Source organism: Kitasatospora sp. NPDC096140 (assembly GCF_040303045.1).
Classification (GTDB): domain Bacteria; phylum Actinomycetota; class Actinomycetes; order Streptomycetales; family Streptomycetaceae; genus Kitasatospora.
The window spans coordinates 102,050-126,316 of record NZ_JBEOUW010000023.1; the positions used below are offsets into that span (position 1 = coordinate 102,050).

Annotated in this window: 18 protein-coding genes; 5 read left to right on the top strand and 13 right to left on the bottom strand. The window is 74.3% G+C overall.

What is annotated here, in order from left to right; translation table 11 throughout:
• Positions 1-200 precede the first annotated feature (200 nt).
• Complete coding sequence (locus ABT048_RS23815) at positions 201-980, bottom strand: transglycosylase family protein (protein WP_350523485.1); 780 nt, start codon at positions 978-980, stop codon at positions 201-203.
• Positions 981-1,571: 591 nt separating this feature from the next.
• Here ABT048_RS23815 and ABT048_RS23820 point away from each other — a divergent pair.
• Both ABT048_RS23820 and ABT048_RS23825 read left to right on the top strand, forming a co-directional pair.
• Positions 1,572-2,438 (top strand): DUF8842 C-terminal domain-containing protein, encoded by an 867-nt coding sequence (locus ABT048_RS23820; RefSeq protein ID WP_350523486.1) that lies wholly within the window; start codon positions 1,572-1,574, stop codon positions 2,436-2,438.
• 422 nt (positions 2,439-2,860) lie between these two features.
• Positions 2,861-3,727 carry a hypothetical protein gene (locus ABT048_RS23825; RefSeq protein ID WP_350523487.1) on the top strand — a complete coding sequence of 289 codons (867 nt, stop codon included), beginning with the start codon at positions 2,861-2,863 and terminating at the stop codon, positions 3,725-3,727.
• 220 nt (positions 3,728-3,947) lie between these two features.
• On the opposite strand, the gene der is transcribed toward ABT048_RS23825, so the two are convergent.
• The 3 genes from der to ABT048_RS23840 form a co-directional block, all read right to left on the bottom strand.
• Positions 3,948-5,402: a ribosome biogenesis GTPase Der gene (gene der / locus ABT048_RS23830; RefSeq protein ID WP_350523488.1), complete on the bottom strand. Its 1,455-nt coding sequence runs from the start codon at positions 5,400-5,402 to the stop codon at positions 3,948-3,950.
• A 241-nt stretch (positions 5,403-5,643) separates the two neighbouring features.
• Entirely contained in the window at positions 5,644-6,357 is a 714-nt protein-coding gene (gene cmk / locus ABT048_RS23835) for a (d)CMP kinase (protein WP_350523489.1), read from the bottom strand.
• 275 nt (positions 6,358-6,632) lie between these two features.
• The gene (locus ABT048_RS23840) at positions 6,633-7,718 is read right to left on the bottom strand and encodes a prephenate dehydrogenase (protein ID WP_350523490.1); all 1,086 of its coding nucleotides are present in this window, start codon (positions 7,716-7,718) and stop codon (positions 6,633-6,635) included.
• Between the two features lie 395 nt (positions 7,719-8,113).
• Between ABT048_RS23840 and ABT048_RS23845 the strand changes: the two genes are divergently transcribed.
• From ABT048_RS23845 to ABT048_RS23855, 3 genes are all read left to right on the top strand, one after another.
• Complete coding sequence (locus ABT048_RS23845; protein WP_350523491.1) at positions 8,114-10,375, top strand: DUF4139 domain-containing protein; 2,262 nt, start codon at positions 8,114-8,116, stop codon at positions 10,373-10,375.
• Positions 10,376-10,377: 2 nt separating this feature from the next.
• Positions 10,378-11,937, top strand: a complete 1,560-nt coding sequence (locus ABT048_RS23850) for a DUF4139 domain-containing protein (RefSeq protein ID WP_350523492.1) — start codon at positions 10,378-10,380, stop codon at positions 11,935-11,937.
• An 86-nt stretch (positions 11,938-12,023) separates the two neighbouring features.
• The gene (locus ABT048_RS23855) at positions 12,024-12,386 is read left to right on the top strand and encodes a DUF952 domain-containing protein (RefSeq protein ID WP_350523493.1); all 363 of its coding nucleotides are present in this window, start codon (positions 12,024-12,026) and stop codon (positions 12,384-12,386) included.
• 117 nt (positions 12,387-12,503) lie between these two features.
• On the opposite strand, the gene ABT048_RS23860 is transcribed toward ABT048_RS23855, so the two are convergent.
• The 9 genes from ABT048_RS23860 to ABT048_RS23900 all read right to left on the bottom strand — a co-directional run bounded on the left by ABT048_RS23860 (position 12,504) and on the right by ABT048_RS23900 (position 24,233).
• Positions 12,504-13,511, bottom strand: a complete 1,008-nt coding sequence (locus tag ABT048_RS23860; protein ID WP_350523494.1) for a helix-turn-helix domain-containing protein — start codon at positions 13,509-13,511, stop codon at positions 12,504-12,506.
• A 280-nt stretch (positions 13,512-13,791) separates the two neighbouring features.
• A complete protein-coding gene (locus ABT048_RS23865) occupies positions 13,792-15,057 on the bottom strand; it encodes a pseudouridine synthase (protein ID WP_350523495.1) in 1,266 nt (421 codons plus the stop codon).
• Positions 15,058-15,119: 62 nt separating this feature from the next.
• Entirely contained in the window at positions 15,120-15,713 is a 594-nt protein-coding gene (gene scpB / locus ABT048_RS23870; protein ID WP_350523516.1) for an SMC-Scp complex subunit ScpB, read from the bottom strand.
• A 326-nt stretch (positions 15,714-16,039) separates the two neighbouring features.
• Positions 16,040-16,930 carry a segregation and condensation protein A gene (locus ABT048_RS23875; protein WP_350523496.1) on the bottom strand — a complete coding sequence of 297 codons (891 nt, stop codon included), beginning with the start codon at positions 16,928-16,930 and terminating at the stop codon, positions 16,040-16,042.
• A gap of 686 nt (positions 16,931-17,616) precedes the next feature.
• Complete coding sequence (locus tag ABT048_RS23880) at positions 17,617-18,282, bottom strand: hypothetical protein (protein ID WP_350523497.1); 666 nt, start codon at positions 18,280-18,282, stop codon at positions 17,617-17,619.
• Positions 18,279-19,346, bottom strand: coding sequence for a ParA family protein (locus ABT048_RS23885; protein ID WP_030290161.1), 1,068 nt, complete (start codon positions 19,344-19,346; stop codon positions 18,279-18,281). The genes ABT048_RS23880 and ABT048_RS23885 overlap by 4 nt, the downstream gene beginning before the upstream one ends.
• 425 nt (positions 19,347-19,771) lie before the next feature.
• The gene (ald, locus tag ABT048_RS23890) at positions 19,772-20,887 is read right to left on the bottom strand and encodes an alanine dehydrogenase (protein ID WP_350523499.1); all 1,116 of its coding nucleotides are present in this window, start codon (positions 20,885-20,887) and stop codon (positions 19,772-19,774) included.
• A gap of 260 nt (positions 20,888-21,147) precedes the next feature.
• Positions 21,148-23,286, bottom strand: a complete 2,139-nt coding sequence (locus tag ABT048_RS23895) for a tetratricopeptide repeat protein (protein ID WP_350523500.1) — start codon at positions 23,284-23,286, stop codon at positions 21,148-21,150.
• A gap of 299 nt (positions 23,287-23,585) precedes the next feature.
• Entirely contained in the window at positions 23,586-24,233 is a 648-nt protein-coding gene (locus tag ABT048_RS23900; protein WP_350523501.1) for an NUDIX domain-containing protein, read from the bottom strand.
• Positions 24,234-24,267: the final 34 nt, after the last annotated feature.

Consider the following 24,267-nt stretch of genomic DNA (forward strand, 5'->3'; position numbering starts at 1 on the left):
CGGAGTATCCGTGCGAGGGGGGAGCGGCCGTGGAAGCCGGGACCGGTGAACTCCTGGACAAGCGGTGTCAGCCGCTCACGAAGCCTCAGGACCGCGAAGCCCCGACAGCTTCAGCAGCCTCGACGGTTTCAGCAGCTCTGCAGCTCAAACGTTGGGCAGCTCAGCAGCTCAGCAGCTCAGACGTTCGGCAGCTCAGCAGCTCAGATGCTCAGGGTCTGACCCGGGAAGATCAGGTCCGGGTTGCCACCGATGACCTTGGCGTTGTTCTTGTACAGGTCGTGCCAGTCCAGGCCCTGCGCGGCGGCGATGGAGCTCAGGGTGTCACCGGACTTGACGGTGTAGTTACCCTTGGCCGGCTTGGCGTCGTTCGAGCCGGTCCAGGCCTTGGCGCCCTGGTCGGCCTTCGGGGCAGCCTTCGGGGCGGCGGCCTTCGGCGCGACGTCAGCCTTGGGGGCGGCGGCCTTGGGCGCAGCGGCCTTCGGGGCCTGCGCCGGCTTGGCAGCCGGGGTGGCGGGCTTGGCAGCCGGGGCGGCCGGCTTGGCGGCGGTGGCGCCCGCCGAGGTGTCGACGGCGGCCGGGGCGCCGCCCTTGGTCAGGCCGGCCTTGACGGAGCAGACGGGCCAGGCGCCCGGACCCTGCGAGGCGAGGACCTTCTCGGCGACGGCGATCTGCTGCGCCTTGGTGGCCAGGTTGGCCTGCGAGGCGTAGGCGGTGCCGCCGTAGGCGGCCCAGGTGCTGGAGGTGAACTGCAGACCGCCGTAGAAACCGTTGCCGGTGTTGATGGCCCAGTTGCCGCCGCTCTCGCACTGGGCGACGGCGTCCCAGGTGGAGACGGAGGCGGCGGAGGCCGAGGTGGCCGTGACGAGGCCGGCCACCGGCAGGGCCGCGACAGCGGCGCCCGCCACGACAGCCATCCGAACGCGGTTGCGCTTGGTGGCGGCGGAGGTGGTGGCAGCGGCGTTCTCGTTACGGAAGGTCATGGGGTTCCTCTCGACAGCCCCGGGCGGGCATGCGGAACCAGGCCCTTTGAGGGGCCGCGTTCGCTTGCCGCGTCCGTCGGGCGGCCGTGCACGTGTCGGACGTGCCGCTGCCGCCCCGGCCACCCAGCCGCTCGCCGACGACCTGTTCGAGCGGTCGTGTCGGCGGGCACCTGCCGCGCCCGGCGGACCGGGGGGCTGTGCGTCGGGGGTGATCCCGGGTGGCGCTCGTTGCGCCGACCAAGAAGCTACGAGCCAGTCGGCGGAGATTTCAAAACTTGAACGGTCTGCCCAGCTCAGCCAAGGGTTACCGGCGGTAAGACCTGCACAATCATGCCCGAAATGTCTGCTTTGACCATTGATTCCCAGCTGAAACATCCCCGGCGGGTGACTCACCTCACGGTTCTGTTCCGGCAGTCCCGACACCGACATCGACAGATTGCGACCACGAGAACACGCCACGCGGTCGGATCCGGGGCAATTCCCGTCAGCCTCGACGGGCACCCGTGACGCCTGACACAAGGGCCCGTTGGTCATGTCGACCTCCCCGTGTCCGCCCCCGAAGCCCCATCCGCATCCATCCGAGGAGACCCTGTGCCGCGCATGCTCGACGTCAGCGACGAGGTCCGGTCCGAGATCGGCGACGACGAGGCCGACCGCCTACTGGGCGGCGACCGCGCCCCCGACAGCTACGAGTGCACCTCCTGCCGGACCCCCGGCGACACCCACGTGGAACCCACCAGCACCGTGCTCTTCGTCGGCGACGAGACCGCCGTGCTCGCCTTCGCGCACGCCCGCTGCATCCCCTCCCAGGTGGTGCCGGTCGCGGAGGAGCAGCTGGTCGGCGCCGTCCGCAGCATCAACCAGGCCCAGACCGGCGCCCCGGACCTCGCCGTCCCCGCCCCCGCGCCGGCCGGCCACGTACCGGCCGCGCCGCAGCCGGGCCCGGCCGCCCCCGGCGGGGCAGCGGCCCAGTCGCCCGCCCCCGGCCAGGCCGCCATCCTCGGCATCACCTGCGGGCTCGTCCTGCACGGCAAGGTCGGCCACGCCTCGCTGGTCGTCGAGCCCACCGGTCCGGTCGGCCGCCCGGGCAGCACCTCGGGCGAGGACGAGTTCCTCGACCTCCTCCAGGACGCCGGCTTCCAGCCCGTCACCGACCTGGACGAGACCCCGGAGCAGCTTCCCGGCTGGTCGGTCCTGGTCGCGATGGGCAAGCTGCACGCGATCCTGCAGCCCGCCGCGGCCGGCGGCAGCACCGGCTGGTGGCAGGCGCACCAACCGCTGCAGGTCACCGACGCCTGGCGGATGGCGGCGAGCCAGCTCTCCGAGGTGACCATGTACGCCGTCCCGGCCGGCATGGTCGGCCGCCAGCCCCGCGAGGACCTGCTGCGCCAGGCGCTGGAGCGGGCCGTGGCGCTGGGCCAGGTGGTCGCCGCCTCCCTCCCGCTCGCCGGTACCTGATCCGTCCTCCTGCCCTGCGCGCCGGACGGCGGCTCCCCCTCCGCCCCGGGCCGCCTCCGGCGCGGGCTCGCTCCTCCCGGCACGTCCCGATGGTCCGCGCGTCCGGTGTGCCTCGCGGTTCCCGCTCCCCGCTCCCCCGGATGAACGCCTCGCACGGGGACGTAGAGCGCATGAGCGTGATTCATGGGGCCTGCCCATGAGCCCGGCTCATGGGCCCTACTCATGGGCCCTACTCATGGGCTCGGCATGAGAGTCCCTCATGGGACGCCGCATGAGAGTCCCTCATGATCCCGGCATGAGCGCCGCTCATGCCATCCACGCAGCATGCGCACCGCTCATGACCGCCGTACATGACCTCCTCTCATGGCCGCCCCGCATGAGCGCCCCGCATCCCCCGCCCCCTCTCGCTCGTTGGCCCCTACGTGTACAGCTACGACGTCTCCGCGTCCCCCGGCCGCTCCACCACCGCCCCCCGCTCGATCCCGGGCATGCGCCCGTCGTACGACGCCGAGCACCCGCACTCCACCACGCCGATCTACGACGAGCTGTACTCCGAGTACCGGCGCCTCTTCCGCGCGCTGCCCGGCGACCGCTCGGGCGAGGAAGACCTGGCGTTCACCGGCTTCGCGGTCCGCGACGGCTACCCCCTGCGCAGTGAGCAGCGCTCGTACCCGCACCAGCACCAGGCCTTCCACACCCTCGCGGGCCAGGCGCCGGGCCTCCCCCAGTTCATGGCCTCCCAGCCCCACGGCACGGGCTCGGGCTCCGGCCACGTCGGCGGACACGCCGGCAACCACCAGCACGGTCACCACGGGCACACCGGCGGCCACCACCACGCTGCGCCCGCCGCCGCACCGCACGCCGCACCGCACGGCGCACCCCACACCGCACCCCGCGCTGCGGCCCACACCGGCCACCATCCCGGAAGCCACGCAGCCCACGGCCTCCAGGCCCACCACCATCCGGACCCCACCGCAACCGCCGCCACCGGCACCCCCACCGGCGACGGCCTCGACCACACCGCCCCGACCGCCACCGCCACTGCCCCCACCTCGGCCCAATCCGCAAGCGTCGCAGGGCAGTTCACCAACGGCCAGGGCTGGGTCGCCGCCGGGTACCTCGGCCCGGTCCCGCACGCGATGTCCGTACCGGCGCCCGCGCCGCCCGCACCGCCCGCACCCTCCCCGGTGATGGGTACGGCCACGGGGCTCGCCACCGCCCCGGCCACCGGCGGCCGTCACCGACAGATGCTCTCCCTCCCCCCGGGCCGCAACGGCGATCACCACTGAGGCACCGCACATCGCCCCACCGCCCCACCACCGGCACCGCCAGCACCGACCCCACCGCCCCCCTGCCCCACCGGTATCCACCGCATCCACGGCATCCACGGCATCCACGGCATCCACCGACGCACAGAAACGCCGATGGGCCCCGCCACCACCGTGACGAGGCCCATCGGCCGTGAGCCGGGTTGCCCCGACTCACGCTCCTGCTACTTCTCTACCACTGCTACTTCTTCTTGCGCTTCTCCCGAACCCGCACGGAGATCGAGATCGGCGTCCCCACGAACCCGAACTCCTCACGCAGACGGCGCTCGATGAAGCGCCGGTAGCCGGCCTCCAGGAAGCCCGAGGCGAAGAGCACGAAGCGCGGCGGACGGATGCCCGCCTGGGTGCCGAACAGGATGCGCGGCTGCTTGCCGCCCCGGATCGGGTGCGGGTGGGCGGCCACCAGCTCGCCGAGGAAGGCGTTGAGGCGCGCGGTCGAGATGCGGGTCTCCCAGCCCTCCAGCGCGGTCTCGATCGCCGGAACGAGCTTCTCCATGTGCCGGCCGGTCTTGGCCGAGACGTTGACCCGCGGGGCCCACTGCACCTGGACGAGGTCGCGCTCGATCTCGCGCTCCAGGTAGTAGCGGCGCTCCTCGTCCAGCTGGTCCCACTTGTTGTAGGCGACGACGACGGCGCGCCCGGCCTCGACGGCCATCGAGATGATGCGGGTGTCCTGCTCGGCGAGGGTCTCGCTGGCGTCGATCAGGACGACCGCGACCTCGGCCTTCTCCAGCGCGGCGGAGGTGCGCAGCGAGGCGTAGAAGTCGGCGCCGGCGGTGAGGTGGACCCGGCGGCGGATACCGGCGGTGTCCACGAACTTCCAGGTCTTGCCGCCGAGGTCGATCATCTCGTCGACCGGGTCGCGGGTGGTGCCGGCCAGCTCGTTGACGACCACCCGCTCCTCGCCGGCGACCTTGTTCAGCAGGCTGGACTTGCCGACGTTCGGGCGGCCGATCAGCGCGATCCGGCGCGGGCCGCCGGGGGCGGCGTCGCCGAAGGTCTGCGGCGGGGCCTCGGGCAGCGCGTCCATGACGGCGTCCAGCATGTCACCCGAGCCGCGGCCGTGCAGGGCGGAGACCGGGAACGGCTCGCCCAGGCCCAGCGACCACAGGTAGGCGGCCTCGGCCTCGGTGGAGGGGCCGTCGACCTTGTTCGCGCACAGGACGGTCGGCTTGCCCGCCCGGCGGATGATCTTGATCAGGGCCTCGTCGGTGTCGGTGGCGCCGACCGTGGCGTCCACGACGAACAGCACCGCGTCGGCCTGCTCGATGCCCAGCTCGGCCTGGGCGGCCACCATGGCGTCGATGCCGAGGACGTCGATCTCCCAGCCGCCGGTGTCGACGACCTTGAAGCGGCGGCCGTTCCAGGTGGCCTCGTAGGTGACCCGGTCGCGGGTCACGCCCGGCTTGTCCTCGACGACCGCCTCGCGGCGGCCGATGATGCGGTTCACCAGGGTCGACTTGCCGACGTTCGGGCGGCCGACCACGGCCAGCACCGGCAGCCGGACGTGCTCGGCGCCGTCCAGGACGTCGACGCCGTCGATGTCGAAGCCCTCCTCGGCGGCGAGGGCCATGAACTCGGCGTAGTCGGCGGCGTCCAGTCCGCCGTGATCGGCGGTGGTGTGCTCTGCGGTCATGTTCGTCTGTTCCGTTTCCCGGCCCGGCCCTTCCCAGGGGCGTGCCGTGCGTACCTGCCCCGCTCGGGGCAGCGCGATGGTTGTCTCCGCGGCGCCTCACCGGCCCGCGGCTCACTCGGTAGGGGGTCGAACCCGGCAGCGGCCGGCCCGGCAAGGGCCCGGCCGTACCATCATCCGGTCCGACGGTCAGTCGGTCCGACGACGGTCGGCCCGACCATCGGCCAGTCCGACGAGCGCCGGGTCAGACCGAGGACAGCCCGGCCCGTTCCTCCACCAGCCCGGCGATCCGGTCGATCACCTGCTCCAGCGTGAGGTCGCTGGTGTCCACCAGGACCGCGTCCGCGGCCTGGGCCAGCGGGGCCGTCTCCCGGGAGGAGTCGGCGGCGTCCCGGCGGGCGAGATCGGCGGCCATCGCGGTGATGGTCGCCTCGTCGACGCCCTTGGCACGCAGCTCGGCGGCCCGGCGCGCGCCCCGGGCCTCCTCGGAGGCGGTCAGGAAGACCTTGACGGTGGCGTCCGGGAACACCACGGTCCCCATGTCCCGGCCCTCGGCGACGATGCCGCGCTCCGCGACCTCGGCGCAGCCGCGCTGCAGCTCCACCAGTCGGGCCCGCACCGCCGGCACCGCGGCCACGGCGCTGACCTGCGCCGTCACCTCGGGGCCGCGGATCGGGCCGGAGACGTCCTGGCCGTCCACCGTGATGGTGGGGCCGTCGGCGTCCGTGCCCGACACGATCACCGGCTTGCCGCACGCGACGGCGACGGCCTCCGGGTCGTTCACGTCGACCTCGTTGGCCAGCATCCACCAGGTCATCGCCCGGTACATGGCGCCGGTGTCCAGGAAGCTCAGGCCCAGCCGGGCGGCCACCGCCCGCGAGACGGTCGACTTGCCGGAGCCGGAGGGTCCGTCGATGGCGACGACGACCGGGGCGTGCGCTCGGTCGGCAGTGTCCACGGGGGCGAACCTCTCTCTGAGCATGGGAGCCGAAGCCTGCGCAGGCGGACGGCCGGGGATTGTCTCCCTCAAGGTTAATGGACTGCCGCCGTCACGGACTCCGCCGCCCGCCCCACTCCCGCTCAGCCTCCGGAAGCGCCCGGGCGAACCCCGGCCCCGAAGCCCCCCGAAGCCCCCGAAGCCCGCCAATCCCCCGAAACCCCGAAGCCCCCGGCACCCCCCGGAGCCCCGGAAGCCTCCGAAGCCCCCGGCAGCCCCCGGCAGCCCCCGGCGCCTCAGTCCCGCACGCTCCACCCGCTCGCCCGCAGGGCCTTCACCAGCCGCTTGACCGCCGTCGGCGCCACCGACAGCTGGACGAAGCCGACCTGCTGCCCGGTCGAGTGCTCGATGACGACGTCCTCGATGTTGACCCCGACGTCGCCGACCTCCCCGAACAGCCGGCCCAGCTCGCCCGGCTGGTCGCCGAGCACGACCGCCACCGTCTCGTACCGGGTGGGCGGCGCGCCGTGCTTGCCGGGGATCCGGGCCTGGCCGGTGTTGCCGCGCCGCATGACCGCCTCGATCCCGGCCGCGCCGGCCCGGCGCTCGCCCTCCTCGGCCGCCTCCATCGCGCGCAGCGCGGTGACGGTCCGGCCGAGGTCGAGGGCGACCTCGTCCAGGATGTCGGCGACCGCGCCCGCGTTGGCGGAGAGGATGTCGACCCACATGCCGGGGTTGGACGCGGCGATCCTGGTGACGTCGCGCACACCCTGGCCGGAGAGCCTTATGGCGGTGTCGTCGGCGTTCTCCAGCCGGGCCGCGACCAGCGAGGACACCAGCTGCGGGGCGTGCGAGACGAGGGCGACGGCCCGGTCGTGCTCGGCGGCGTCCATCACGATCGGCATCGCGCCGCAGAGCGCGACCAGCTCCAGCGCGGCGTTGAGCGTCTCGGTGTCGGTGTCGGCGGTCGGGGTGAGCACCCAGGGGCGGCCCTCGAAGATGTCGGCGCGGGCGGCCAGCGGGCCGGAGCGCTCGCGGCCGGCCATCGGGTGGCTGCCGATGTAGTGGACGGTGTCGCAGCCGAGTGCGGCGATCTCGCTGCCGGGGCCGGCCTTCACGCTGGCGACGTCGGTGTACCAGTGCGCCAGGTTGCGGCGCTGGCAGTCGGCGAGCACCTTGCCGACCAGCGCGGGCGGGACGGCGATGATCGCCAGGTCCACCGGGCCGTCGGCCGGATCGGTGGTGCCCGCGCCGAGCGACTCCGCGGTGCGGGCGGCGTCCGGGTCGGCGTCCTCCAGATGGACGGTCAGGCCGCGAGCGGTCAGGGCGAGCGCGGCGGAGGTGCCGATCAGTCCGGTGCCGACGACGACGGCAGTGCGCATGGCGGGTCGCTCTCCTCGATCACGATTCTCGACAGGTGCCGGGACCGTCCGGGAGCACCCGCGCCCCATCCTCTCTCATCCGCTGCGCCGAAGTCCCCACCTGCCACCCGGCAACCACGGGGGCAGTTCCCGGCAGCTCCCGGCACCGGCAACCGCGGCGGCCCCGCCCCCGTCCCATCCAGTGCACACGCCGCACCCGGAAATCCGGCGACGCCCGCACCGAAGCCGGGCAGACTGGCCGCCCGGGCGAAGGAGCGGACGAGCAGGAGCGCAGGAGCGCAGGAGCGCAAGAGAGCGATAGAGCAGCAGCAGTCGGCCGCGACGAGCGACACCCGGCACGGCGACTCACGACAACGCGGCACACGGCAGGCAACACGCGAACGAAGGGGTTGCGCATGGACGATCAGCACAGCAGCCGAACGGGTCGGACGAAACCGCCGGCCGTACCGGCCCACCCGTCGGTCCTCGACTCCGTGGTGGTGTACGCGGAGGGCGCGGTGTGCCGCCGCCGGGCCACCGTGCCCGTTCCGCGCGGCGGGCGGCTGCGGCTGACCGGCCTGCCCCTGTCCCTGGACGGCCGCTCACTGCGTGCCCGGGTGCTTTCCGGACCGGCCGGCGCGGCGGTCACCGAGGCCCGGCTGGAGCAGGTCGCCGAACTGCGCGAGCCGACGGAACTCTCGGATCTGCAGAGGGAGTTGGACGAGGCCACCGAGCGCCGCAGCATGCTCGGCGAGCGCCGCAGGCTGGTCCTCTCCGCGATCGCGGACACCGCCGCCCTGCGCGCGGTGCCGCCCCGTACCCGGCGCGAGGAGCCGCTGCGCCGTACTCCCGCGGACGCCTGGCTGGAACTCGCCGACTTCGTCGACGAGCGGCTGGCCCAGCTCCAGCAGCGCGCCGAGGAGCTCAACCGGGAGATCGAACTCGCCGACCACGAGCGCGACTCGGCGGCCGACCGGCTGGAGCGGGCGTCCACCGCCGACCGGGCCGCACCGGTCTCGACCACCGCCACCGTCCTGCTCACCATCGCCACGCACGGCACCGCCCCTACAGACCGCACCGCCCCCACAGACGGCACCGCCCTCACCGACAGCACTGCCGCCACCGCCGAGGACGACACCACCACCCTCCACCTCGAACTGGAGTACGGCGTCCCCGCCGCCCGCTGGGTGCCCACCTACCGCCTGTCCCACCGGACCGGCTCCGACGCCGGCCACCTCCTCCTGCGCGCCGCCGTCGCCCAGCGCACCGGCGAGGACTGGACCGACGTCCGCCTCGCCCTCTCCACCGCCGACCTCGACCGCCGCACCGACCTGCCCCGGCTCGCCTCGCTGCGGATCGGCCGCAGCCAGCCCGCCCCTCCGCCCTCCGGCTGGCGCGAGCCCCCGGCCGGCCTGTCCGACCTCTTCACCGGCTACGACGCGGCCGCAGTCCCGCCCCCGCCCCGGGCCGCCCACCTCGCCGGGCCCGTACCGGCCGGCCCCCGGCTCGGCGGAGCCCGACCCGCCGGCCCCCGCGCCGAGGCCTTCGCCGCACTGCCGGACGCCCCGCCCGCGCCCTCCGGCCGGTACGGCGGCGGCACCCTCAGCGTCAACGAGCCGATGGCCACGCCGACCACCGCACCGACGCCCCCGCCCGCTCCCGGCGGCTTCGCCGGCTACGGCGGCCCCCCGCCACCCGTACTCGCCGCTCCCGCCGCCGTCCCCGCCGCCGCCCCGCTCCCGCAGGCACCGGGCGGCCGCCCACCGGCGGAGGCCCGCCGCTCCCGCGGGCTCCGCCGCGGCGGCCTCGCCGTCCCGCCCCGGGCCACCGGCTTCGCCCCGGACGCCACCCTGCTCGACTACCCCGACCTCGTCCTGGCCGGCCCCGACGAACCCACCGCCCGGCGCGGCGCCCTGCACCCGCGCCCCGAGCGGGTCGAGCACGAGGAGCTGGACCGGGCCCTGCCCGGCGGCAACCCGGGCGAGCAGATCCGCCGCCTGGTCCTGCCCCGGCACGCCGTCCCGCCCCGCGAGTCGGCCGGCTCCTTCGACCACCGCTTCGACGCCGCGGCCCCCGCCGACATCCCGTCCGACGGCACCTGGCACACCGTCACCGTGGACGAGATCCCGCTCACCGTCCGCCCCGAGTACGTCACCGTCCCCGCCGTCGAGGAGAAGGTGTACGCGACGCTGGTGCTCGCCAACCGCACCGACCGCGCCGTCCTGGCCGGCCCGGTCGAGGTCACGGTGGACGACGAGTTCCTGCTCACCGCCGCCCTGCCCACCCTGGCGCCCGGCGGTGTGCGGCGCCTGGGCATCGGCGTCACCGAGAGCATCGAGGTGGCGCGCCGCACCGAGCTGCGCGAGTCCACCACGGGCATGCTGAAGGGCAACAGCACCGTGCTCGACCACCGGGTGCACGTCCGGCTCGCGAACCGGCTCGGCCGCGCCGTCACGGTGGAGGTCCGCGAGCGGGTGCCGGTCACCTCCGACGCCGAGGTCCGGATCGAGGAGCGGGCCGAGTGGCACGCCCCGGCCGTCTCCACACCGGAGTGCCCGCCCAGCACCCGGCTCTGGCGGGTCGACCTGCCACCCGGCGGCAGCACGGAGCTGGACGGCGGCTACCTGATCAAGATCCCGGCCGGAAAGGCCATCGTCGGCGGAAACCGGAGGAACTGACCATGAGCGGAGACACCACCCGGGAAACGAACGCCCTCCCCGTCACCGCCGTCACCTGCCTGGAGGACCGCAGCCAGGTCGAGCGCACGACGACGGTCGACCTCACCGCGGGCGTCCAGCGGCTGCGCCTCGGCCCGCTCACCGCCCTCGCCGTCGACCGCACCCTGCGCGCCGAGTCCGCCACCCCCGGCGTCCGCGTCCTGGACGCCCGGCTGGTCCGCGCCTGGACCCCGCGCGCCCCGCTGCCGCCCGGCCCGGACGACTCGGAACTGCGCCACCGGCTCCACCGGCTGGACACCGAGAGCCGCCTGGCCGACCAGACCCGCGCGCGGCTGGAGGCCCGGCTGGCCCTGCTCGCCCAGCTCTCCGCCGACCTGCTGCGCGAGATCGGCGAAGGCGCCGGCATCGGCGAGCTCGAACGCAGCCGGTGGTCCCGCGAGCTGGACCGGGTGGACGCCGAGCGCGAGCGCTACGGCGAGGAGCTGCGCACCACCCACTCCCTGCTGCGCCGCCTGGAGCAGGAGCGCTCACAGGCCCTGATCGCGCTGGACGAGGCCGAGGAGGACCCGGCCGAGCTGACCGCCCACCTGGACCTGACCGTCGAGGCGGCGCAGGCCGGCCCGGCCGGGCTGACCGTCTCCCACCTGGTGCCCTGCGCGCTCTGGCGCCCGTCCTACCGCGCGACCCTGGGCGACGGCGGCCTGCGGCTGGAGTCGGAGGCGGTGGTCTGGCAGCGCACCGGCGAGGACTGGACGAACGCCCGGCTCACCTTCTCCACTGCCCGCTCCGCGCTCGCCACCGACCCGCCGGCCGTCGCCGAGGACGTCCTGGTGCTGCGCGAGCGCACCGACGAGGAGCGCCGCACGGTCGAGGTCGAGCTGCGCGAGGAGGCGATCAGCGAGCTCGGGCCGAGCGGTGGGGTCCCCGGCGTGAACGACGGCGGCGAGGTCCGGGTGCTGCCCGCCCCCGCCCCCGCGACCGTGCCCTCCGACGGCCGGGCGCACCGGGTGCCGCTCGGTGCCTTCACCGGCCCGGCGGGCAGCGAGTACGCCTGCGCCCCGGAGCTGTCCCCGCTGGTCACCCAGGTGGTCCGGTTCCGCAACGCGGCGGGGCACCCGCTGCTGGCCGGGCCGGTCGAGCTGGTCCGCGGCAGCGGCTTCACCGGCCGGGGCGAGCTGCGCTTCACCGCCACCGGCGCCGACGCCGAGCTCTCCTTCGGCAGTTCGGACGGCTACCGGGTGGTCCGCGAGACCGAGGAGCGCCAGGCCACCGCCGGCCTCACCGGCCGCCAGACCACCACCCGCACGGTGCGGCTGCACCTGTCCCGCTTCTCCGGCCCGGAGGAGCACGACGAACGGATCGTCACGGTGCGCGAACGGGTGCCGGTCTCCGAGGTGTCGGCGGTCGAGGTCCGGCTGCGCAAGGAGGAGTGCGCCCCGGCGCCGGACGCCTTCGACGCCGAGGGCATCGTCCGCTGGGACGTCCCGCTCGGCCCGGGCGCCCGCCGCACGCTCACCCTGGTGTACGAGATCTCCGCCTCCGCCAAGGTGGCCGGACTCTGACGCCCGCCGTCGGGCAGGGCGACCACCGCCCGGCGGGTGACGACCGCTCAGGAACAAACCCGGAGACAACGGGTAGAAAAGGAAACATGATCCTCCACCTCGCCCCCCTGGACGACTGGCTGGCCGACCCCGGCCGCCCGTACGCCACCGCCTCGCTGCTGACCGACGGGTTCATCCACTGCTCGGCGGACGAGCAGACGGCGCTCGCGGTCGCCAACGCCTTCTTCGCCGACTCCCCCGACCCGCTGATGGTGCTGCTGATCGAGGAGTCGCTGGTGGAGCCGATGGTCAAGTGGGAGGCCCCGCACGGCGCCCCGCCGCCCGGGGCCACCCCCGACGTGCTCTTCCCGCACATCTACGGGCGGCTGAACCGCTCCGCCGTGGTCGGCCTGGAGAAGGTCGAACGGGGGCCGGACGGCCGCTGGTCCTCGCTCACCCCCTGGAGCTGAACCCCGGAGCCCGGCCCCGATCCCGGCCCAGCCCCCGACCATGCCCCGCCCCAGCCCCCGCCCCCGGTGCGGGGCTCGGGTCCGGGTCCGGGGCCGGGGCCGGGTCCGGGGCCGGGATCAGAGCCACCCCCGCTCCCGGGCCGCCATGCCGGCCTGGAAGCGGGTGGTGGCGCCCAGCGAGCGCATCAGGCTCTGCAGTCGGCGCTGGGTGGTCCGGGCGCTCCAGCCGAGCGACCGGGCGATCGACTCGTCGGTGAGCCCGGCCGCCAGCAGGCCCAGCAGCTTGCGGTGGTCGGCCTCCGGCTCCGGCGACGCGTCCCCGGTGCCGACCGCGGCCTGCAGCCGGACGGCCCGCTCCCATTCCGCCTCGAACAGCGTGTCCAGCGCCTGGAGCAGCGCCGAGGGGTGGATCACGTAGGCGGCGTCCAGCACGCTGTCACCGACGCTGATCGGGATGATCGCCATCCGGTCGTCCGAGATGATCATCTTCATGGGCAGCGTCGGCCGGACCCGCGCCTCCTCACCGTCCGCGACCCCGACCAGGATGTTCTTCTCCAGCCGCCCGGGCCAGGCCACCGCCTCCCGGTCGTAGACGGTCCGGAACTTCACGCCCTCGCGCAGCCGGCGGCGCTGCAGCGGCATCGGTGCCACCGGGTCCTGGATGTACGGCGGGCGGTCGAAGCCGCGCACCTGGTACTGGCTGGTCTCGGTGATGTGCTCCAGCCGCTGGGCGATCGCCTCGCCGCCGGTCAGCACCTCCACCGAGTGCGCCGGGTCGGTGTAGCGCGAGGCCTCCCGGAAGGCGTCCATCAGCCGGTGCATCTCGGCCCTGGCCTGCCGCAGCTCGGACTCCCGGTGGCCGATCAGGGTGCCGATCGCGACGTCCGGGGCGACCGCCAGGAAGCGCTGCCGGTCCACCGGCGCGCGGGTGGCCATGCCTTGCTGCGCCAGCCGGTCCAGGGCGCGCACGCCCTGCTGGAGCGTCAGGCCGCAGCCCTCCGCCAGTTCCTCCGCGGTGGACTGCGGATTGGCCACCAGCGCCGCGTACACCTGCCCGTCCGGCTCGGCCAGGCCCAGTGTGCCGAGGGCCTGTCCGCTGGCCCGCCCCAGTGGTGCATCGGACACGACGCCGTCTCCCCCTGTTCGCCCCTGCTCCGCCCACCGGCGCCCGTGCTGGCGCAGTCCCGCCACGCGGCGGGACGGTGGCCCGGTGGCCATCCTCTGCCACGGATCATGACGCTGACAAGGCCGTGACCAGCGGTTGCGTCCCGGCTCACACGACCCGCACGACCCCCACACCCCGCACGGACCGCACACCCCGCCCGGCGCCACGTCCCGCACGGCAGAGGGCCCCCGGCCGCACCACGGCGGCCGGGGGCCCTCAGAGACGGGCGAACGCGACGGCCTACAGGCCGACCTCGCGCATCAGCTGGCCGACCTCCGGGTTGGTCAGGCGGCGCAGCCAGCCCGACTTCTGGTCGCCCAGGGCGATCGGACCGAAGTGCGTGCGCACCAGCTTCTCGACCGGGAAGCCGGCCTCGGCCAGCATCCGGCGGACGATGTGCTTGCGACCCTCGTGCAGGGTCACCTCGACCAGGTAGTTCTTGCCGACGTTGGAGATCACCTTGAAGCTGTCGGCGCGGGCGTAGCCGTCCTCCAGCTCCACGCCCTGGGCCAGCTGCTTGCCCAGGTCGCGCGGGATCGGGCCCTGGATGGCGGCCAGGTAGGTCTTGGTCACGCCGTAGCGCGGGTGGGTGAGGCGGTGGGCCAGCTCGCCGTGGTTGGTGAGCAGGATGATGCCCTCGGTCTCGGTGTCCAGGCGGCCGACGTGGAACAGCCGGGTCTCCCGGTTGGTCACGTAGTCGCCCAGGCACTGGCGCCCGTCCGGGTCCTCCATGGTGGAGACCACACCGGCCGGCTTGTTGAGCGCGAAGAACAGGTAGGACTGGGTGGCGACGGTCAGGCCGTCCACCTTGATCTCGTCGTTCTGCGGGTCGACCCGCTTGCCCTGCTCGGTGACGCGCTTGCCGTTGACCTCGACCCGGCCCTGCTCGATCAGCTCCTCGCAGGCGCGCCGGCTGCCGATGCCGGCCCGGGCCAGTACCTTCTGCAGGCGCTCGCCCTCGGGCTCGCCGAAGGTCTTGGGCAGCTTGACGGCCGGCTTGTCGTGCCGGGCGAGGACGGCGTCCTCGATCTTGGCCTGCAGCTCGCGCGAGCGCTGCGGCTGGCGGCGCGGGTCGCCCGGGGCGCCCTGGCCCTCGCGGCGCGGGCGCGGGGCCGGACCGGGGCGCCGGCCGGCGAAGCCGCCGCGGGCGGGGGTGGCGTTCGGGCCGCCGCCGTACTCGGGGCGGTCGTACTTGCGCTCCTCGGGCCGCAGCGGGCGGTCCGGGTACCGGCGGTCGTCGCGCCGGTCGTCGCGCCGGTCGTCCCGACGGCTGTCGCGGCCGTACGAACCGGAGCCGCCGCGCGAGCCCGAACCCGAGCCCGATCCCGAGCCGCCGCGGCCGCCGCCCCCGTAGGAGCCACCGCCGTACGAACCCCCGCGCGCGCCCGAGCCGCCGCGGCCGCCGCCGCTGCCGCCGCCGTAGGAGCCGCCGCCCCGGCCCCCGCCCTGTCCGCTGCGACCGCTCCCGCCGCCGCTGCTGTTCCTGCCGTTGCCACTGCTACGCATCAAAGTGTCCGTACGTCGTTCCGTCTGGGATGTGCGGTCGTTTCGGCCGACCTCACCGCCCCCTACCGATCGGGCCCGGCCCGACCGGCCTCGCCACTGCCGTCCGCGGCCTGCGCGGCAGCGGCGGCGACCGCCTCCGCGATCATCGTGCCCTCCAGGGACTCCGCTTCCACGTCGTCGACCTCGGGCAGGAAGGGAGCGAGCTCCGGCAGCTCGTCCAGGCCGCGGAGCCCCATCCGTTCCAGGAAGTAGTTCGTCGTCCGATACAGGATCGCACCTGTTTCGGGCTCGGATCCGGCCTCTTCCACCAGTCCTCGCTGTACCAGGGTACGCATCACGCCGTCACAGTTCACACCGCGGACGGCGGAAACCCGCGATCTGGACACCGGCTGCCGGTAGGCGACCACCGCCAGAGTCTCCAGCGCGGCCTGGGTGAGCCGGGCCTGTTGGCCGTCCAGGAGGAAGCGGTCGACGGCCGCGGAGCAGGTCTCGCGGGTGTAGAACCGCCAGCCGCCGGCCACCAACCGCAGGTCGAAGCCGCGGCCCTGGGCGGTGTACTCGGCGGACAGCTCGCGCAGCGCCGCGGCCACCTCGGCCCGCGGCCGGTCCAGCACCCCGGCCAGCCGCTCCTCCGCGACCGGCTCGTCGACGACCATCAGGACCGCTTCCAGCTCGGCCCGCAGTCCGGCGTCGGCCCGGGGCCCGGCGTCGGCCGGCAGCACGGGGGCGGGCGGCTGCGCGGAGCCGGGCGACTCCTCGGCGCCGGAAGTCGACGGAGCCGACTTCTGGTGCACCACCCGGGCCGCCGGCTCGGCCCCCACGGGCTCCGCAGGTTCCACACGCTCCCCGCGGTCCACCGGATTCACGGTCTCCACCGGGTCCGGCAGCAGCTCGAAGGCCGGCTCCATCCACTCCTCGGCCCGCGGCTGCCCCGGCAGCCCCAGTGGGCGCCGCACCGGCCGCCTTCCCTCGTTCCCGCCGCTCATCGCCGCTCGTCCTCCTCCGCCTCGCCCCGGGCCTCACCCGGGGCCTCTCCCGCCGGCCGGTCGAACTCGTCCGTCACCTCGACCGCGACCCGGCCCTCCTCCGCCACCCACCGCACCCGCAGCTCACCGAGCGCCTCCGGCTGCTCGAAGTCGAGCACCCGCTCCCGGTAGAGCTCCAGCAGCGCCAGGAAGCGGGCGACCACGACCAGGGTGTCCGGCGCGTCCTCCACCAGCTGCCGGAACGAGGCCTCGCCCAGCTCGGTGAGCAGCCCGACCACCAGCCCCGCCTGCTCGCGCACGCTGACCGGCGGGGTGTGGATGTGGTCCACGTACACGACCGGCTTCGGCTTGGGCTCCATGGCCCTGGCGGCCAGCTCGGCGAGGCGCTGCGGACCGATGGTGATGACCACCTCCGGCAGCAGGTCCGCGTGCCGGGGCTCCAGCCCGACCGTCCGCGGGCGCCGCAGCAGCTCGGCCGCCCAGCGCTCGCCGAACAGCGCCGCCGCGCGCTTGTACGCCCGGTACTGCAGCAGCCGGGCGAACAGCAGGTCACGGGCCTCCAGGACGGCCAGGTCCTCCGCGTCCTCGACCTCCGCCGCGGGCAGCAGGCGGGCGGCCTTGAGGTCGAGCAGGGTGGCGGCCACCACCAGGAACTCGGTCGCCGCGTCCAGGTCCCAGTCCGGGCCCATCGCCCGGATGTGCGCCATGAAGTCGTCGGTGACGGTCGCCAGCGCCACCTCGGTGACGTCCATCTTGTGCTTGGCGATCAGGCTGAGCAGGAGGTCGAAGGGGCCCTCGAAGTTGTCCAGCCGCACCCGGAAGCCGCCCCGCGACCCGTCCTCGGTCGCGCTCACGGCGGTTTCAGCTGGTTCGGTGGTGCTCGGCATGACGGTCCATCTTCACCCGTCCCCGCCCCACGCTCCGCCCCGGGCCCCCCGACACGCCGCCCGAGGGCCCGCCCACGCCCCTCAGCCCGGCGCGCGGGCCCATCACCCGCCCGGAACCCCGGCCAGGGACCCACAGCCCCGAGAACGCCCCTCCAGCGCCCGCCACGGACCCAGCGAGCAGCGCCCCACCCCGGGGCGGCCACCGCATGAGGCCGACTCATGGGCCTCGGCATCCGACCCGGCGACCTCATGAGCACCATGAGCGCCGCTCATGCCCCGCAACGTCCGACCGACGGCCCTCATCCAGCGCCCCGAAAACCACACGAGCCCCATGAGCCCGGCTCATGCCACCCGGCACCCGATCAGCAACCCACAGCCCCGAGGGCAGACGCACCCATGAGCGGACCTCATGACCCTCGGCACCCGATCAGGAAGCCACAGCCCCGAGCGCATCCACGCCCATGCACGGACCTCATGGCCCTCGGCACCCGATCAGGCCCGACCCCGAGGCAGCGACCCCATGCCCTCGGGTGAAGAGTCCTGGCGCCCGGCCGCCCAGCGGCGGGCCTCCGGCGCCGGGCCCGAGGCCCCTCGGCGCCCCTGTCGGGCTCTCCGGCCGACCTGCCGGCCCTACCGCACCGCGCCGCCCGCCCTACCGCCCGCGCGACCCACCGGCCCGCCGCGTCCTAGCGGCCGCGCAGGCGCCGGACCAGGATGGAGGCCTCGCCCCGCTGCTCCAGGTCCGCCAGGACGACCGCGATGGCCTCCCGCACGATCCGTCCGCGGTCCACGGCCAGGCCGTGCTCACCGCGCAGCACCAGCCGGGTGTGCTCCAGATCCATGAGCTCCTCGGCGGACACGTACACGGTGATCTTCTCGTCGTGCCGCTCGCGCCCGCTGGGTCGGCGCGGCGCGCGGCCGCGCGGCCGTGCGCGCCCGGCGGCACCGGCCTGCTCCTCGGCGGTTCCCGCGTGCGCCCGGGCCGCCGGAGCGGCGGCGGCGCCTCGGCCACCCGGCACGGTCGTGCCGACCGCCTGGGTACCCGGCGCGACCTGGGCCCCGCCCGGCCGCTGGACGGGCGGCTGCGCGGGCGCCGGTACGACGCCGGACGCCTGCTGCTCCGGCGTCAGCTGCCGGTCGCTCCGGGAGCCCTGGGCACCCTGGTGACCCTGAGCCCCTTGGGGCCCCGGGACGCCCTGGGCACCCTGTGCGGACTCGGCGCCGTCCGAGCCGTTGACGGTCCGCGCGGTCTCCGGTCTGGATGCCTCGGCGGCCGGACGCGACGCGAGGGACGGCGACAGCGCCATCCCGCCGGTGGTCCGGAACAGCTCGTCGGCACCCGGGAGACTCACTCGGCGGGGCGGCACCGGTCGAGCACCTCCCTGGCGAGCTGGCGGTAGGCGGCGGCACCGACCGAGTTGGTGGCGTACGTGGTGATGGGCTCGCCGGCGACGGTGGTCTCCGGGAACCGCACGGTCCGCCCGATGACGGTGTGGAAGACGTGCTCGCCGAACGCCTCGACGACCCGCGCCAGCACCTCGCGGCTGTGCACGGTGCGCGAGTCGTACATGGTCGCGAGGATGCCGTCCAGGCGCAGCTCGGGGTTGAGCCGCTCGCACACCTTCTCGATGGTCTCGGTCAGCAGCGCGACACCGCGCAGCGCGAAGAACTCGCACTCCAGCGGAACGATCACGCTGTGAGCGGCCGTCAGTGCATTGACCGTCAGCAGGCCCAGCGAGGGCTGGCAGTCGATGATGACGTAGTCGTAGTCGGGCAGCAGCGGCTTCAGGGCGCGCGCCAGCGCGGACTCCCGGGCCACCTCGCTGACCAGCTGCACCTCGGCGGCGGAGAGGTCGATGTTGGACGGCAGCAGGTCCATGCCCGGGACCGCGGTCTTCAGAAGCACCTCATCGGCCGTCAGGCCCCGCTCCATGAGCAGGTTGTAGACGGTGACGTCGAGCTCCATCGGGTTGACGCCGAGGCCGACCGAGAGCGCGCCCTGCGGGTCGAAGTCGACGAGCAGCACCCGGCGGCCGTACTCGGCCAGTGCCGCGCCCAGGTTGATGGTCGACGTGGTCTTGCCGACGCCGCCCTTCTGGTTGCACATGGCGATGATCTGGGCGGGGCCGTGCTCGGCGACCGGCGCGGGGATCGGGAAGTACGGCAGCGGGCGGCCGGTCGGGCCGACCCGCTCGCGGCGCTGGCGCGCGGCGTCGGGGGCCAGCGTGGCGGCGTACTCCGGGTCCGGCTCGTACTCGGCGTCCGGGTCGTCGTAGGCGCCGTAGGCGAACTCTCCGTAGGCCAGGCCGTAGGCCGCCAAGTCGGTGTCGTGATCGGTCACCGTGGTCACCTGTGCTGTGTTCTGGCGTGCTTCGAAGGTGCGGAGTGCGACCGAGCCGACCTCGGCCGAACCCACGGAGGGCTGCCGGGCCCCGGGCTCCACACTCGGCTGGCCGGCGGTGTGCTCCGCCAGTCCTGGCTGACCACCCCCGGGAGCAATTGTCGACTCATTCACAAGTCGTCTTACCTCCTTGGGCATCCAGGACTCTATGTCGATTCGTCAGCGTGGCAGCATGCCGACGGTTTGCGACTCTAGGCCGTTCAAGGCGTTCGCAGCAACACAATCCACGGTAGTGGGCAGGATGTGTCGACTATCAGGCGGGCTGCTGTCAAGGGATGAGTGGGTCATCGACCCCGACGTTTCTGCGGGCGGGTGACACGACCGACAGAAATTGACGACAGAGCGACCTATCCGGTCAATCGGCCGTTCACGGGCATGGTGAAGCCCCCGACCCGAAGGGATCGGGTCGGGGGCGAACGACCGCCGTGCGGTCAGGGGGTTCAGGCGAGCACGCTCTCCAGGGAGACCGACTCCAGGCCGAAGGCCTCGGCCACGGCCGGGAAGGTGATCTGGCCCTCGTGCACGTTCAGGCCCTTGGCGAGCGCCGGGTCACGGCGCAGCGCCTCCTTCCACCCGCGGTTAGCCAGCTCGATGACGTACGGCAGCGTGGCGTTGGTCAGCGCGTAGGTGGAGGTGTTCGGGACGGCGCCCGGCATGTTGGCCACGCAGTAGAAGACCGAGTTGTGGACCTGGAAGGTCGGGTCGTCGTGCGTGGTCGGGTGCGAGTCCTCGAAGCAGCCGCCCTGGTCGATGGCGATGTCGACGAGCACGGAGCCCGGCTTCATGCGGGAGACCAGCTCGTTGGTGACGAGCTTCGGGGCCTTGGCGCCCGGGATCAGCACGGCACCGATGACCAGGTCGGCGTCGAGGACGGCCTTCTCCAGCTCGAAGGAGTTGGACATGATGGCCTTGATCTTCGTGCCGAAGATGCGGTCGGCCTCGCGCAGCTTGTTGATGTCGCGGTCCAGCAGGGTCACGTCGTAGCCCATGCCGATGGCGATGGTGGCCGCGTGCCAGCCGGAGACGCCACCGCCGATGACGACGGCCTTGGCCGGGTGGGTGCCGGGCACGCCACCGGGCAGCACGCCGCGGCCGCCGGCCGGACGCATCAGGTGGTACGAGCCGACCTGCGGGGCCAGGCGGCCCGCGACCTCGGACATCGGGGCGAGCAGCGGCAGCGCACCGTTGCCGAGCTGCACGGTCTCGTACGCGATGGCGGTGGTGCCGGAGGCGATCAGGGCGTCGGTGCCGGAGCGGTCGGCCGCCAGGTGCAGGTACGTGAAGACGGTCTGGCCCTTGCGCAGCCGGTGGTACTCGGAGGCGATGGGCTCCTTGACCTTCAGCAGCAGGTCGGCAGTGGCCCACACCTCGTCGGCGGTGGGGAGGATGGTGGCGCCGGCGGCCACGTACTCCTCGTTCGGGATCGAGGAGCCGAGACCGGCGTTGTCCTCGATGTAGACCTCGTGTCCGTTGCGGACCAGCTCATGCACGCCGGCGGGCGTGATGGCCACGCGGTACTCGTGGTTCTTGACCTCGCGGGGGATGCCGACCTTCACGACTGAACACGTCCTCTTGCCATGGGGGTCCCGACCGGAGAAGACCGGTGGGCGACGCGCACGTGGGGAAGCCTCCGGGCAGCCCGGGGCGGGGATCGCTGCGCGACTAGGTCCGAGTGTAATGAAGCCCAGTCGGCGTGTCAGCCTTCCAAAGTGAATAATTTTCCCGCACGCATTGGCAGGTTCGTAGGCTTCCCCTGCGACTTACCTACCAAAGACGTCCCAACCGGGCATCTTCGACAATACCTCTGAAACGCCCTTCACCACCCGGCGTCGACGCGTTCCCGCAGGTCCGCGAGGGCCGCCCCGACGGCTTCCCTTGCGTGTTCGTCGCCCAGCCGGCGCAGCACGGCGAGGGCCGCCCGGTACTCGCGGTCCGCCTCGTCGAAACGGCGCTGGGCGGTGTGCGCCTCGGCCACCCGGGCAAGCAGCCGGGCCTCGGCCGCGTGGTCTCCGAGCGACTGGCGCAGCCCGAGCGCCCGCCCGTACCAGTCGGCGGCGCGCACCGCGTCGCCGAGCGCCCGGTGGCAGCCGGCCGCGCCCTCCAGGGCGCGCGCGCAGAGCGGTTCGTCGTCGGCCTTCCGGGCGTGCTCCAGGGCGGCCCGGTAGTGCGCGGCCGCCTGCTCCCAGCGGCCGGCCGCGACCTGCAGGTCACCGAGGTTGAGCAGGGCGGCCGAGGCCCGGCGGGGCCGGCCGTTGCGCTCGGCGACGGTCAGCACCAGTTCGTGCAGCCGGTAGAGGTCCGCGGGCGCGGGGGCGCCGGTCAGCGGCAGTGCCCGCAGCAGCGCGGTGACCAGCCGCCCGGCCGAGCCGTCCAGGTCGCCCTGGCCGATCGCGTCGGCCACCGCGCCGAGCAGCAACTCCCGCTCGCCGAGCAGCCACTCACGGGCGTGCTCGGGCGAGTGCAGCCGCAATGCGGCCGGCAGCGGGTCGGGGGCGGGGCCGCCCTCGGGGTCGAGCAGCGCACGGGCCGACTCGGTGAGCCGGACCAGCCGCTCCAGCAGCCGGGCCCGGGCGAGTTCGGTCTCGGCGGGCCGGTCCTCCTGCTCGCGGAGCCGGACCAGCCGGGGGTAGAGGCGCCCGGGCACCCGGTAGCGCGGGGTGCCGTCGGCGGCCGGCGCCTCCGCGCCGAGCAGCTCCCGCTCGGCCAGCGCGGTCAGGGTCGCGGCCGCGTCCGGCACCGGGCAGCCGACCAAGGCGGAGGCGGTGCGCGGGTCGGCGGTCTGCGCCGGGGCCAGGGTGAGGGTGCGCAGCATCCGCGCCTGGGCGGCCGGCAGCCCGCGGTACAGCAGCGTGAACGCGCCTAGCAGCGGGTCGTTGTCGGGGACGGGCACCGGCTCGGCCGGCTCCGGGCCGGGCTTCACCCAGGCCGCCCGGTCGCCCGCCGACCCGACACCGGGAGCGGCCGCCCCGGCACCGGGAGCGACCCCGCCCTCCTCTTTCTTCTTTGGCGCGTTCCCCGACGCGTTCCCCGACCCGTTCCCCGACCCGTTCGCCGACCCGTTCCGTGACGCGTCCTTGCGTGCGTCCTTCCGGGCGTTCGCCGACGGCTTCGCCTGCTCCGCCCCCGCCTTCACCGCGTCGTCCGCGGCGCCCTTGGCCCCCGGGGTCGTCCCCGTCTCCTCGCCCACCACCCGGGTGAGCTCGCGCGCCGCGTCGGTGACCGCGGTCTTCGCGTTCCCCCGCAGCCACCCCGCCATCAGCCGCAACGCGGCCGGCCGGGCGGCACAGGCCTCGGCCAGGTCGGCCGCGCCGACCGGGTCGCAGGAGACCCGGGTGCCGCCGACCAGGTCGGCCAGCAGTTCGCCGGAGGCCGTCCGGTCCAGCCCGCCGAGGATCACCGGATCGATGTCCTCGATCCCGGTGAGCGGCCCCGCGGTGGTGGCCAGCACCAGGCAGCCGGGCTCGTCGGCGAGCAGCGGCCACACCTGTCCGGCGTCCCGCACGTCGTCCAGCACGAGCAGCACCCGCAGTCCCGCCAGCGCCTCGCGCAGCGCGACGCAGCCGGGCTCGTCCCGTCCGTCCTCGACCACCCCGGGCAGCGGCACGGCCGATTCCGGGTCGAGCTGCTCCAGCAGCAGTCGGGCGGCCCGAGCGGGCGGGACCCGTCCGCCGTCGGGGGCGGAGAGCCGGGCGAACAGCACGCCGTCCGGGTAGTCGGCGGCGACGGTGCGGGCGAAGCGTGCGGCCAGCGCGGTCCGCCCGGAGCCGGGGCGCCCGGCCAGGACCAGGACCGGGCAGCGGCCGCTCACCGGACGGGTGGCGGCCGCCCGCAGCGCGGCGAGCTCGGCGCGCCGGCCGACGAAGAGCGTGGGCCCGGCCGGGAGTCGGTCCAGGCCTGGGACGGCCCCGGCGGGCACGTCGGGGCCGGGGTCCGTCGTCGCCGTCTTCCTCGCCACCCGTGCCACTCCCGACGTCATCCCGCGCTCGGCATCCGGAGCTGGGCATCCGGCGCTCGGCATCCGGACGGGGTGCCCGGTGCTCAGCGGAGGCGGCCCGGGACGGGCGCCCTGTCTGCGAAGCGTAGTTCGACCGTCCGGCTGAGCCGAGGTGACCGGTCGTACGAACCGGCGAATCACCCGGGCGAATCAACCGGGCGGTTCGCCGGAAGGTGCGCGGGGTGGTTCGCCATCAGGTGCGCCATCGGGTTCACCGGACGGTTCGCCCGGCGGTTCACCGGATCCGCCGGGAGGTTCGCTCACGCCTCGAAGGGCCGGGCCGGCCAGGGCGAGTCCGCCGGGCGCAGCGCGTCCAGCCCGTCCGGGCCGGTGAGCGCGGCGTGCACGGCGAGGGTGCCGGTGATCAGGGTCGGGTTGTGCAGCTGTCCGGCCTGGATCAGCCCGATCAGTTCCGGCACGGGCACCCAGGCGACCTCGATCTCCTGCTCCTCGCCCTCGGCGGCGTAGCGCTCGCCCTCGGCCGCCGCCAGGTCGGTGGCCAGGAACATCCGCAGCGCCTCGTCGGTGCCGCCCGGCGAGGTGTAGTAGTCGGCGAGGATCCGCCAGGTGCCGGCCTTGCAGTGGGCCTCCTCGTACAGCTCGCGCTGCGCGGCGTGCCAGGGGTTCTCGCCGGGGACGTCGAGCAGGCCGGCCGGCAGCTCCCAGAGCCGCTGGCGCACGGGGTGGCGGTACTGGCGCAGGACCAGCACCCGCTGCTCCCCGTCCAGGGCGAGGACGGAGACCGAGCCGGGGTGGGTCTGGTAGTCGCGGCGGGCCCAGCTGCCGTCGGGCATCCGGACCTCCTCGCTGCGCACGCCGGTGACCTTGCCCTGGAACGGCGTCCCGCTCGCCCGGACCTCCCACTCCTCGGCCACGTCGGCGATCACCGGGTCGCTGTGCTCGTCCATCGCTCTCCCCTTTTCGTCAGTACGACACAATCTA